An 11716-nucleotide genomic window follows, 5' to 3' on the forward strand; every position below is an offset into this window, starting at 1 on the left:
CCCTCATTACCCCCCGATTGTCTCCCGTCGCCCCATGGCGTACCCTTTGTGTCCGCCCCTTTTCTGCGTACCGACCATGACCCTCTCCCGCACCGATCTCGCCGAGCTGGCCGTGTTTGCCGCCGTCGCCCGTCACCGCAGTTTCAGCAAGGCCGCCCTCGAGCTCGGGGTCTCCGCCTCGGCCCTGAGTCATGCCCTCAAAGGGCTGGAGAGTCGCCTGGCCGTCAGGCTGCTCAATCGCAGCACCCGGGCCGTGGTGCCGACCGAAGCGGGCGAACGGCTGCTGGCCCAGGTGCTGCCAACCCTGGGGCAGCTGGAGGCGGCGCTGGCGGAGCTGACGCGCCACGCGGGCGAACCCGTGGGCAGGCTCAGGCTCTGTGCCCCCCGAGCCGCCATCCAGGAGGTGCTGGCCCCGGTACTCATCGACTATCTGGTGCGCTACCCGCGCATGCAGGTGGAGGTGGAGGAACTGGAGCTGATGCCCCGCCTCATCGAGGATGGCTACGACGCCGCCCTCTTTTACGGCGACCTGCTGCCCCAGGAGATGATCTCGGTTCCCCTGGGCCCGCAGCAGCGCTATCTGGTGGTGGGCTCCCCCGACTATCTGGCGCGGCGTGGCACCCCTCGCCACCCCTCGGATCTGCGCCAGCACGACTGCATCGGTTATCGGCTCACGCCCCATCACCACTATCGCTGGGCCTTTGCCGCCGAGGGGGAGCTGCTTGAGATCGAAGTGACGGGCCCGCTCACCACCAGCACGCCCGCGCTCTACCTGGGGGCGGCCGAGGCGGGGCTCGGGCTCGCCTACTGCCATGAGGGGGAGGTGTTCGACGCCCTGGCATCGGGGCGGCTGGTGAGCGTGCTGGATGACTGGAGCCCCAGCTTTGCCGGGTTCAACCTCTTCTATCCGGGCCGGCACCAGCTGGGGCAAGGGCTGCGAGCCCTGATCGACATGCTGAAGGAGTATCACAGGATCCGTTGATTGATGAAATCTATTCAGCAATCCATCAAATGAAAGCCTGATTATCAATTAAACTATAAGAAACTAGACTGTCTGCTCGATTCCGGCCCTTTTCCCGAGTACAGATATGTCCGCCTACTTCCGTCTGCGTCAACGGGCCATGGCCCGCCGTTTCTGGGGCTATGCCCTCCCCTCCGTCATGGCCATGCTGGTCTCCGGCGCCTACTACCTGGTGGACGGCATCTTCGTCGGCCACTACGTGGGGGCCGCCGGCCTTGCCGGCATCAACCTGGTCTATCCGGTCATCATGGTGCTCATCGGCCTTGCCGCCATGATCGCCATGGGGGCCGCCACCGCCATCTCCTTCCAGCAGGGCGCCAGGAACCTCGCTCTGGCCCGCCAGGCTCTAGTCAGCGCCCTCTGGCTGCTGCTGATCCTGGGCACGGTAGCGCCGCTGCTGCTGCACCACTGGCACACCGATATCCTGCAGGCCCTGGGAATGGCCCCCGGCACCGACACCTGGCAGCAGGCCAGCGACTACCTCACCTGGATTGGCGGTGGCACCCTGCTGCTCGCCAGCAACCTGGCGGTGCCCTACCTGCTTCGCAACGACGGCCGCCCTCGCCTCGCCATGGTACTGGTGAGCGGCGGCGCCCTCCTCAACATCCTGCTCAACTACATCATGGTGGGCCGGCTCGGGCTCGGCCTCACCGGCACGGCCCAGGCCACCCTCCTCTCGGAGGCCATGGTCAGCCTGCTCGGCCTGGGGTACTTCTTCACCCGCCACGCCCGGTTGCGGCTGACCTGGCGCCAGCTGGTGCCACGCTTCCCGGCCATGCCCGGCCTGCTCTTCACCGGGCTGCCGAGCCTCATCGCCCAGTTCAATCTGGGGCTGCTGTTGCTGCTGCACAACAGCCAGCTGATGGTGCACGGCACGGTCAAGGATCTGGCGGGCTTCACCGTGGCGGGATACACGGAGGCGGTCTTCATCGTCATCCTGCAGGGACTGGCGTTTGGCATCCAGCCCCTGGTGAGCCAGGCAGCCGGGGCCGGGCGCCATCGCGACCTACAGTTCCTGATGGCGATGGGGCTCAAGATCACCCTGGTCTATGGCCTGGGGGTCTGGCTGATTGTCCAGCTGCTGCCGCAGCCGGTCGCCATGCTCTACACCGGTGATCAGGACGCAGAGCTGCTCGCCGCCGCCATCAGCAGCCTGACCCTCAACCTCGCTGCCCTGCCCCTGGAGGGGATCGTCATGTTCGGCATCGTGCTGTTGCAGGCCATGGCCCGCACCCGCCAGGCCCTCGTCATCTCCGTGGCCAAGACGGTGCTGCTACTGCCCCTCATCTTCCTGCTGCCCCTCTGGTGGGGGCGCGACGGGGTCTTGATGGCACAGCCCGCCACCGTGCTGCTGCTGACGCCCCCCCTGTGCTGGCTGCTGTGGCGGGAGTGGCGGGCCCTGAGCCCTGCCGGAGGGCGTGCTTCCGTCCGTATGCAACGGGCGCTGACCGCCCCCTGAGGCCCGCCCCGGCGTCCCCCCACAAACGTCGCCCATAAAAAAAGTCCCCGCATGCGGGGACTTTTTATTGGAAGCGGCAGATCAGCAGTAGCCGTAACCCAGCAGACGCTGATAGCGCTGCTCCAGCAGTTGCTCGCTGTCGAGGGGGCGCAGGGCATCCAGATCCTGCTTGATGCGCGCTTTCAGGTGCTTGGCCATCTTCTCCACGTCGCGGTGGGCACCGCCGAGGGGCTCCTCGACGATGTTGTCGATGAGCTTCAGCTCCTTCAGGCGCTGGGCGGTGATGCCCATGGCATCCGCCGCCACCGAGGCCTTCTCGGCGCTCTTCCACAGGATGGAGGCGCACCCTTCCGGGGAGATGACGGAGTAGGTGGAGTACTGCAGCATGTTGACCCGATCACCTACACCGATGGCGAGAGCGCCGCCGGAGCCGCCTTCACCGATCACGGTGCAGACCACCGGCACGGTCAGGCCGGCCATGACTTTCAGGTTGCGGGCGATGGCTTCGGACTGGCCACGCTCCTCGGCACCGACGCCAGGGTAGGCACCCGGGGTGTCGATGAAGGTGATGATCGGCATCTTGAAGCGCTCGGCCATCTCCATCAGGCGCAGGGCCTTGCGGTACCCTTCCGGACGCGGCATGCCGAAGTTGCGCTTGATCTTCTCCTTGGTCTCGCGACCCTTCTGGTGACCGATGATCATCACGGGCTCGCCGTCGAGACGGGCGATGCCGCCGACGATGGCCTTGTCATCGGCATAGGCGCGATCCCCGGCCAGCTCGTCGAAATCGGTGAAGATCTGCTCGATGTAGTCGAGGGTGTAGGGGCGCTGGGGATGACGTGCCATCTGGGATACCTGCCAGGCACCCAGATCGCCGAAGATCTTCTTGGTCAGCTCTTCGTTTTTCTTCTCCAGCCGGCGAATGTCTTCGCTGAGATCCACGGCACTGTTGTGCTCGCTCACATGGCGCAGTTCATCGATCTGTGCCTGCAACTCGGCGATCGGCTGTTCAAAATCCAGAAAAAGACTCATAGGGACAATAGATCCTCTAATCAAAAACCAATTCAACCCGCTCTCGTCCAAGCAGGACTCGCAAGTCATCTATCAGTTGATCGGTGGGCGTCACCCGCCACTCGGTACCGAGCGTCAATCGCACCCGGGAACCGGGGCGACGATAGTTTACCTGAACCGGACAGACTCCGGCACGGGCGGGCTCCAAAATCTCGCACAAACGCGGGAAAAAGCGCTCGTCAATGCGTTGTTCATCGAGGGAGATGCGGATTGCCCTGGCAAAACGCTCCCTCGCATCGTTGATATCCAGCAACTCGCGGGCCGACATTTTAAGGCCACCGGAGAAGTCATCAAAGCTGACCTGTCCAGAAACCACTAAAATACGGTCTTTTTGCATCAATTCTTCGTATTTTTCCAGCGCTTCACTGAAAAGGGTCACATCCAGACGGCCGGATCTGTCGTCCAGGGTGAAGATCCCCATCTTGTTGCCGCGCTTGGTCACCATGCTGCGCGCCGCGATCACCAACCCCGCCGCCGTGGTCACCGTATCCCGGGAGGTGGGATGCAGATCGCACAGTCGACCCGAGGTGTAGCGCCGCAGCTCGCTGCTGTACTGGTTGATGGGGTGACCGGTGAGGTAGAGCCCCAGGGTCTCGCGCTCCCCTTCCAGCCACACCTTGTCAGGCCAGTGCGGCACGTTGGCGAACGCCTTCTTGACGTCGTCGATCTCTTCGGTGAGCACGCCGAACATATCGACCTGCCCCACCGCCTGGGCCTTGGCGTGCTGCTCGGCGGCGCGCATCGCCTCCTCCAGGGTCGCCATCAGGGCGGCGCGGTGGGGGCCGAGCCTGTCCATGGCGCCGGAGAGGATGAGCTTCTCCATCACCCGTTTGTTGAGCTTCTTGATGTCGACCCGGTTGCAGAAATCGAACAGGTCGCGGAATGGACCGTCCCGATCCCGCGCGTCTAGGATCGCCTCGATGGGCCCTTCCCCTACTCCCTTCACCGCGCCGATACCGTAGACGATGTGGCCGTCCTCGTTGACGCTGAAGCGGTAGCGACCGGTGTTGACGTCCGGCGGGATCACGGTCAGCCCCATGCGCTGACACTCGTCCACCAGGGTCACTATCTTGTCGGTGTTGTCCATGTCCGCGGTCATCACCGCCGCCATGAACTCCGCCGGGAAATGGGTCTTGAGCCAGAGGGTCTGGTAAGAGACCAGCGCATAGGCAGCGGAGTGGGACTTGTTGAAGCCGTAGCCCGCAAACTTCTCCACCAGATCGAAGATCTTCATCGCCAGTTCGCCGTCGACGCCGTTCTTGACCGCCCCCTCCTCGAAGCCCGCCCGCTGCTTGGCCATCTCTTCGGGTTTTTTCTTGCCCATGGCCCGGCGCAGCATGTCCGCGCCACCCAGGGTATACCCCGCCAGGGTCTGGGCGATCTGCATCACCTGCTCCTGATAGAGGATGATGCCGTAGGTGGGCTCGAGTATGGGTTTGAGGCTCTCGTGCTGCCACTTCTCGTCCGGGTAGGAGATGGCCTCCTTGCCGTGCTTGCGCTCGATGAAGTTGTCCACCATGCCCGACTGGAGCGGGCCCGGGCGGAACAGGGCCACCAGCGCGATCATGTCTTCGAAGCAGTCGGGCTGCAGCCGCTTGATGAGGTCCTTCATGCCGCGGGATTCGAGCTGGAACACCGCCGTGGTCTCGAAGCGCTGCAAGAGGGCGAACGACTTCTTGTCATCGATGGGGATGGCGGCGATGTCCACCGGCGGCTTGCCCTCTTTGGCAAGACGGGGGTTTATCATGCCAAGGGCCCAATCGATGATGGTGAGCGTTCGCAGCCCCAGGAAGTCGAACTTCACCAGCCCGGCGTACTCCACGTCGTTCTTGTCGAACTGGGTGACCGGGTGATGCCCCTCGTCGTCGCAATAGAGCGGCGCGAAGTCGGTGATCTTGGTAGGCGCGATCACCACGCCACCGGCGTGCTTGCCGGCGTTGCGCACCACCCCTTCCAGGCGGCGGGCCATGTCGATGAGGTCCTTGACCTCCTCGTCCTGCTCGTAGAGCTCGGGCAGCTTGGGTTCGGCCTCGAACGCCTTGGCGAGGGTCATGCCGGGGTCGGGCGGGATCAGCTTGGAGATGCGATCGACAAAGCCGTAGGCATGGCCCAGTACCCGGCCGACGTCCCGCACCACCGCCTTGGCCGCCATGCTGCCGAAGGTGATGATCTGGGATACCGCCTCCCGGCCGTACATCTCGGAGACGTGATCGATCACCTCGTCGCGCCTGTCCATGCAGAAGTCGACGTCGAAGTCGGGCATGGAGACCCGCTCGGGGTTCAGGAAACGTTCGAACAGCAGGTCAAATTCCAGCGGATCCAGGTCGGTGATCTTGAGGGCGTAGGCCACCAGCGACCCCGCCCCCGAGCCCCGGCCCGGACCGACCGGGATGCCGTTGTCCTTGGACCACTGGATAAACTCCATCACGATGAGGAAGTAACCCGGGAAGCCCATCTGGTTGATCACTTTGAGCTCGATGTCGAGACGCTCGTCATACTCGGGACGACGCTCGGCCCGCACCGCCGGATCCGGGAACAGGAAGGCCAGCCGCTCCTCCAGCCCTTCCTTCGACTTCATGACCAGGAAGTCCTCGGTGGTCATGTCGCCGGTGGGGAAGTTGGGCAGGAAATACTCGCCAAGGCGCACCGTCACGTTGCAGCGCTTGGCGATCTCCACCGTGTTTTCCAGGGCTTCCGGGATGTCGGCAAACAGCTCCGCCATCTCCTCCTGACTGCGCAGGTACTGCTGGGGGCTGTAGCGGCGCGGTCGGCGCTTGTCCATCAGGGTGTAGCCGTCGTGGATGGCGACCCGGATCTCGTGGGCATCGAAGTCATCGGCTGTGAGGAACACCACCTCGTTGGTGGCCACCACCGGCAGTTCGAACTCGGTGGCAATGGCCACCGCCATGTGCAGGTAGACCTCCTCGTCCGGGCGGCCGGTACGCAGCAGCTCCAGGTAGTAGGCATCCGGGAAGTGGGTCTGGTAGAAGGCGAGGCAATGCTCCACCATCTGGCGGTTGCCCTTGAGCAGGAACTTGCCCACATCCCCCTCGCGCCCGCCGGAGAGGACGATCACCCCCTTGGCATGTTCGCCAAGCCAGGCCTTGTCGATGACGGGGCGCCCCTGCACATGACCGCGCTGATAGCCGCGGGAGATGAGCAGGGTGATGTTCTGGTAGCCGTCGTTGTCCATGGCGAGCAGGGTGAGGCGAAACTGCTCGTCCCCAAGCTCGTCGCTCTGCACCCAGAAATCCGCCCCGACCAGGGGCTTGATCCCCTTGCCGTGGGCAGAGCCGTAGAAGCGCACCAGGCCGCACATGTTCATCTGGTCCGTCAGGGCCAGGGCCGGCATGTTGTTGGCGGCGGCAGCGGAGACGATGGGACCGATCTTCTGCAGGCCGTCGACCATGGAGAAGTCGGAGTGCACCCTCAGGTGGATGAAACGGGGATCAGCCATGGTCACGCCCTCTCATTGCGCAAGCAGAAATCGTTCAGACAGATCGGCATCGGTTATTCGATCCCCAGGGCGCGGCGCACCGGCTTGAAGCTCTGCCGGTATTCGGGCAGCGGACCCCGTTCGGCCAGAATGGCGAGGTGCTCCGCCGTCGGGTAGCCCTTGTGGCGGACGAAACCGTACTCGGGATGGCGGCTGTCCAGCTCGGTCATCTCCGCATCGCGAGTCACCTTGGCGAGGATGGAGGCGGCGCTGATGGCGGCCACCAGGCTGTCACCCTTGACCACGGCGCGGGCCTCCATCGGCAATCTGGGGCAGCGGTTGCCGTCGATGAAGACCAGCTCGGGCGTCACCTTGAGCCCCGCCACGGCGCGCTGCATCGCCAGCATGGTGGCGTGCAGGATGTTGAGCTCGTCGATTTCCGCCGGGCTGGCGCGACCGATGGCCCAGGCCAGCGCCTTCTCTTTGATCTCGCCAAACAGGGCGAGCCGCTTCTTCTCGGAGAGCTTCTTGGAGTCGGCGAGGCCAAGGATGGGATTGGCAGGATCCAGGATCACCGCGGCGGTGACCACGTCACCCACCAGGGGGCCGCGACCCACCTCGTCCACTCCGGCAATCAGCTTGTCTTCGGGAATATCGATCGTCATCTCATAGCCTTGAATCAAAACCGGCCCCGCAGGGCCAGTGTCAGCACAATATCGCGTGGCGCACAGGCCCGGCTAGCGTTCCAGCAGCGCGACCACCGCCTCGGCGGCCTGCACGTCGGCATTGCAGCGGATCTTCTCGTGCAACTTGGTGAAGGTGGCGATGAGTTCGCTGTTGTCGTGCTCCAGCAACTTGCTTACCTCTTCCACCAGGTTGGCCGGGGTGCACTCGTGCTGGATGAGCTCGGGCACCAGCATCTTGTCCGCCAGCAGGTTCGGCAGGGAGACATAATCCGTCTTCACCAGCCACTGGGCCAGCAAGTAGCTGAAGTGTTTGAGCTTGTAACCGACCACCATGGGCTTTTTCACCAGCATGGCCTCGAGGGCCGCAGTGCCGGAGGCGAGCATCACCACGTCGGCGGCAATCATGGCCTCGCGGCCCTGGCCGTCCAGCAGCACCATGTCGAGCTCCGGAGCCACCTCGGCCTTGATGGCGAGGAACTGCTCGCGCCGTTTCTGGTTGACCAGAGGCACGATGAAACCGAGATCCGGGTTGTGCACCGTCAGGTGCTTGCACGCCTCGAGGAAGACCGGCGCCATGAAGCCCACTTCCGCCGTGCGGCTCCCCGGCAGTACCGCCAGCCAGCGACGGGCGGGATCGATGCCGAGGGCCTCGCGCACCGCCCCTTGATCCGGCACCAGCGGAATGTCGTCCGCCATGGTGTGGCCGACGAAGCGACAGGGGGCATCGAAACGGTCGTAGAAGGCTTTCTCGAACGGCAGGAAGGCGAGCACCATGTCGGTGGCCGCCTTGATCTTGTGAATGCGGCCCTGACGCCAGGCCCAGACGGAGGGGCTGACATAGTGGACCGTCTTGATACCGGCGCGGCGCAGTTTCAGCTCCACCCCGATATTGAAATCCGGTGCATCCACACCGACGAAGATGTCGGGGGGATTGGCGATGAAGTGGCGCAGCAGTTCGCGGCGCACCTGGAGGATGCGGGGCAGACGGCCCAGCACCTCGGTGATGCCCATGACGGAGAGCTCCTCCATCTCGAACAGCGCCTTCACGCCGAGAGCCTGCATCCGCGGCCCGGCGATCCCTTCGAACTGCGCATCCGGGTAGCGGGCTTGCAGTTCGCGCACCAGCCCTGCGGCCAGGATGTCGCCGGAGGTCTCTCCGGCGACGATGCCGATGCGAATGGGATCAGGCACGTATGATCCCGCGCTCGTTGTCCTTGAGGAAATCCACATAGAGCTGGATGGCCGGTTCGCTCTGGGCCATCTCGCTCAGCACGGGCAACACCTCTTCAATGGTCTTGCCGGAGCGGAAGATCTCCTTGTAGGCGCGCTTGACGGCGGAGATCGCCTCGGCGCTGAATCCACGACGACGCAGGCCTTCGGAGTTGACCCCGAACGGCTTGGCGTAGTTGCCGGCGGCCATCACGTAGGGCGGCACGTCCTTGTTCAGGGCAGCGCAGCCGCCGACGAAGGCGTGGGAGCCGACGCGGCCGAACTGGTGAATGGCAGACAGACCGCCGAAGATCACGAAGTCACCGATGTGCACATGGCCCGCCAGGGTGGCGTTGTTGGCGAAGATGCAGTTGTCACCGATGATGCAGTCGTGGGCCACGTGAACGTTGACCATGAACAGGTTGCCGCTACCCACCTTGGTCAGGCTCTGGTCCTGGGTGGTACCGCGGTGCACGGTGCAGTTCTCGCGAAACACGTTGTTGTCGCCGATCTCGAGGAAGGTGCGCTCGCCGGCGTACTTCTTGTCCTGGCAATCCTCACCGATGGAGGTGTGCTGGAAGATCTTGTTGCCGCGACCGATCTTGGTCGGGCCCTTGATCACCACGTGGGAGCTCACCCAGGAGTTGTCACCGATTTCCACCTCGGCGCCGATGACGGTGAAGGGGCCGATTTCAACCCCTTTGCCGATGACGGCAGACTCATGGACGATGGCGGTGTCGTGGATGATGGCAGTCTGATCGATCACGGTTATACCTCGCGCTTGGCGCACATCAGTTCGGCAGTACAGACCACTTCACCGTCGACGGTGGCGACACCGGTGAACTTGGCGATGCCGCGACGCTCCTTCAGGAACTCCACATCCAGCACCAGCTGATCGCCGGGGCCCACCGGGCGCTTGAAGCGGGCATTGTCGATGGAGGCAAAGTAGTAGAGCTCGTTGGGTGACGGCTTGCCCACCATGGTGAAGGCCAGGATACCGGTGGCCTGGGCCATGGCTTCCAGGATCAGCACGCCGGGGAAGACCGGCTTGGCCGGGAAGTGGCCCTGGAAGATCGGCTCGTTGAACGAGACGTTCTTGATGGCGCGCAGGGTCTTGCGCTCATCGCTGATCTCGTAGTTTTCCACCTTGTCCACCATCAGGAACGGATAACGGTGGGGCAGCAGATCCATGATTTCCTGGATGCCCAGGCTCTTCTTTTCAGTAGTCAAAACAGTACCCTATACCAATCGTGATTATTCTTGATCCAGCTTTTTCTCAAGCTTGCTCAACCGCTTGTGCATCTCTTCGATACGCATCACCCGGGCGGCGGTCTTGCGCCACTCTTTATTGGTTTGCAGGGGGATGCCGGAAGAGTAGATACCGGGCTCGGTGATGGGACGCATCACCATGGCCATGCCGGTGACGGTGGCCTGGTCGCAGATCTCCATGTGCCCGTTAAAGACGGAGGCACCACCAATGATACAGTATTTGCCGACCTTGAGACTACCGGCCATCACGGTGGAGCCCGCCACGGCAGTGCCGTAGCCGATCTCGACGTTGTGGGCGATCTGGCACTGGTTGTCGATGATGACGTTGTCAGCGATGCGGGTATCTTCCAGCGCACCGCGGTCGATGGTGGTGCAGGCACCGATCTCGACCCGGTTGCCGATGGTCACGCCACCGAGCTGGGGGATCTTGATCCACTCGCCGCGCTCGTTGGCATAACCGAAACCGTCTGCCCCGATCACGGTGCCGGCCTGTACCAGACAGTCCGTGCCCAGGGTCACGTTGTGATAGAGGGTGACGTTGGCCCACAACCGGGAGCGCGCTCCCAGTCGGGTATCCTTGCCAACGAAACAGCCCGGGCCGATGCGCACATCGTCACCCAGCACGACGCCGGATTCGATCACCGCATTGGCACCGATGGCCACTCTCTCGCCCAGTTGCACGTCCGCCGCGATGACGGCGCTCGGATGGATATCCATGGCCGGCTGCGGAGTGGTGTCCAGCAGTTGGGCAACCCGGGCAAAGCCCACATAGGGGTCTTTGAGCACCAGGGCATTGGTGGGGCAAAACGGCAGGTCTGCCTCGGTGATGAGCACGGCAGTGGCCTTGCTCTGCTCCAGAAAATGCCGGTACTTCTTGTTGGACAGGAAGGCTATCTCCCCCTCCCCGGCTTTTTCCAGTGTCGCGACCTTGCGAATTTCCCGGGTCCCATCCCCATGGACCTCGGCCCCCAGTTGCTGGGCCAGCTGTGCGAGAGTGAATGCCATCAATTAGTTGCTCTTGCTAACCTGAGAAATAACCTGGCCGGAGATGTCCAGCTTGCTGGCTGCATACGGGGCGGCGTTGCGCTCCAGCACCAGATCGTAGCCATTGCTCTTGGCGATGGCGTCGATGGCAGCCTGCACCTTGGTCAGGATCTTGTTGCGCTCTTCGGACTGACGGCGACCGTTGTCCTGCTCGAATGCCTGACGCTTCTGGTTGAATTCCATCTGCAGCTTGGCCAGCTTCTCCTGGCTCTGCTTCTTCTGTTCGGCGCTCATGAAGGCTTCGTCCTTCTTGAACTTCTCGACCAGTGCCTGACCGTCGGACTCCAGCTTCTGCAGTTCACGCATGCGCGGCTCGAACTCGCCCTTCAGCTTCTTGGCAACGGCTTCACGCTGGGGCAGCTTTTGGAAGACTTCGCCCATGTCGACCACGGCAATCTTGGTCTCAGCGAAGGCAGAACCCATGCCGGCAGCCATCAGTGCAAAGCTCAAACCAGCTACTTTCAACGCTTTATTCACACTTACTCCTTGGTCCCTCGGTCGAGGGCTACCTGATTTACCTG

10 protein-coding genes are annotated in these 11716 nt (G+C 63.3%); 2 read left to right on the forward strand and 8 right to left on the reverse strand.

Annotation, left to right across the window (positions count from 1 at the left end; all coding sequences use genetic code 11):
* Positions 1-76 precede the first annotated feature (76 nt).
* Together C3F36_RS04620 and C3F36_RS04625 are read left to right on the forward strand one after the other, a co-directional pair.
* Positions 77-982: a LysR family transcriptional regulator gene (locus tag C3F36_RS04620; RefSeq protein ID WP_039039436.1), complete on the forward strand. Its 906-nt coding sequence runs from the start codon at positions 77-79 to the stop codon at positions 980-982.
* Positions 983-1088: 106 nt separating this feature from the next.
* Complete coding sequence (locus C3F36_RS04625; RefSeq protein ID WP_043152313.1) at positions 1089-2480, forward strand: MATE family efflux transporter; 1392 nt, start codon at positions 1089-1091, stop codon at positions 2478-2480.
* Between the two features lie 81 nt (positions 2481-2561).
* On the opposite strand, the gene accA is transcribed toward C3F36_RS04625, so the two are convergent.
* The 8 genes from accA to C3F36_RS04665 form a co-directional block, all read right to left on the reverse strand.
* Positions 2562-3512: an acetyl-CoA carboxylase carboxyl transferase subunit alpha gene (accA, locus tag C3F36_RS04630; protein ID WP_010673419.1), complete on the reverse strand. Its 951-nt coding sequence runs from the start codon at positions 3510-3512 to the stop codon at positions 2562-2564.
* Between the two features lie 16 nt (positions 3513-3528).
* Positions 3529-7008 carry a DNA polymerase III subunit alpha gene (gene dnaE, locus C3F36_RS04635; RefSeq protein ID WP_042015569.1) on the reverse strand — a complete coding sequence of 1160 codons (3480 nt, stop codon included), beginning with the start codon at positions 7006-7008 and terminating at the stop codon, positions 3529-3531.
* 53 nt (positions 7009-7061) lie between these two features.
* A complete protein-coding gene (rnhB, locus tag C3F36_RS04640; RefSeq protein ID WP_104454577.1) occupies positions 7062-7652 on the reverse strand; it encodes a ribonuclease HII in 591 nt (196 codons plus the stop codon).
* Between the two features lie 72 nt (positions 7653-7724).
* Complete coding sequence (gene lpxB, locus C3F36_RS04645; protein ID WP_104454578.1) at positions 7725-8864, reverse strand: lipid-A-disaccharide synthase; 1140 nt, start codon at positions 8862-8864, stop codon at positions 7725-7727.
* Entirely contained in the window at positions 8857-9648 is a 792-nt protein-coding gene (lpxA, locus tag C3F36_RS04650; protein WP_104454579.1) for an acyl-ACP--UDP-N-acetylglucosamine O-acyltransferase, read from the reverse strand. The genes lpxB and lpxA overlap by 8 nt, the downstream gene beginning before the upstream one ends.
* Positions 9649-9650: 2 nt before the next feature.
* On the reverse strand, positions 9651-10112 hold the full coding sequence (gene fabZ / locus C3F36_RS04655) for a 3-hydroxyacyl-ACP dehydratase FabZ (protein WP_010673414.1): 462 nt from the start codon (positions 10110-10112) through the stop codon (positions 9651-9653).
* A gap of 24 nt (positions 10113-10136) precedes the next feature.
* Positions 10137-11156 carry a UDP-3-O-(3-hydroxymyristoyl)glucosamine N-acyltransferase gene (lpxD, locus tag C3F36_RS04660; RefSeq protein WP_039039449.1) on the reverse strand — a complete coding sequence of 340 codons (1020 nt, stop codon included), beginning with the start codon at positions 11154-11156 and terminating at the stop codon, positions 10137-10139.
* A gap of 3 nt (positions 11157-11159) precedes the next feature.
* Positions 11160-11672, reverse strand: coding sequence for an OmpH family outer membrane protein (locus tag C3F36_RS04665; protein ID WP_029313943.1), 513 nt, complete (start codon positions 11670-11672; stop codon positions 11160-11162).
* Positions 11673-11716 lie beyond the last annotated feature (44 nt).

The sequence above is a fragment of the Aeromonas sp. ASNIH2 genome (assembly GCF_002934795.1).
Lineage (GTDB): Bacteria > Pseudomonadota > Gammaproteobacteria > Enterobacterales > Aeromonadaceae > Aeromonas > Aeromonas caviae.

Excerpts from the sequence above, each read along its gene's own strand:
- lpxD (WP_039039449.1), bottom strand. The coding sequence starts at position 11,156 with ATGGCATTCACTCTCGCACAGCTGGCCCAGCAACTGGGGGCCGAGGTC.
- C3F36_RS04625 (WP_043152313.1), top strand. The coding sequence starts at position 1,089 with ATGTCCGCCTACTTCCGTCTGCGTCAACGGGCCATGGCCCGCCGTTTC.
- dnaE (WP_042015569.1), bottom strand. The coding sequence starts at position 7,008 with ATGGCTGATCCCCGTTTCATCCACCTGAGGGTGCACTCCGACTTCTCC.
- rnhB (WP_104454577.1), bottom strand. The coding sequence starts at position 7,652 with ATGACGATCGATATTCCCGAAGACAAGCTGATTGCCGGAGTGGACGAG.
- accA (WP_010673419.1), bottom strand. The coding sequence starts at position 3,512 with ATGAGTCTTTTTCTGGATTTTGAACAGCCGATCGCCGAGTTGCAGGCA.
- C3F36_RS04620 (WP_039039436.1), top strand. The coding sequence starts at position 77 with ATGACCCTCTCCCGCACCGATCTCGCCGAGCTGGCCGTGTTTGCCGCC.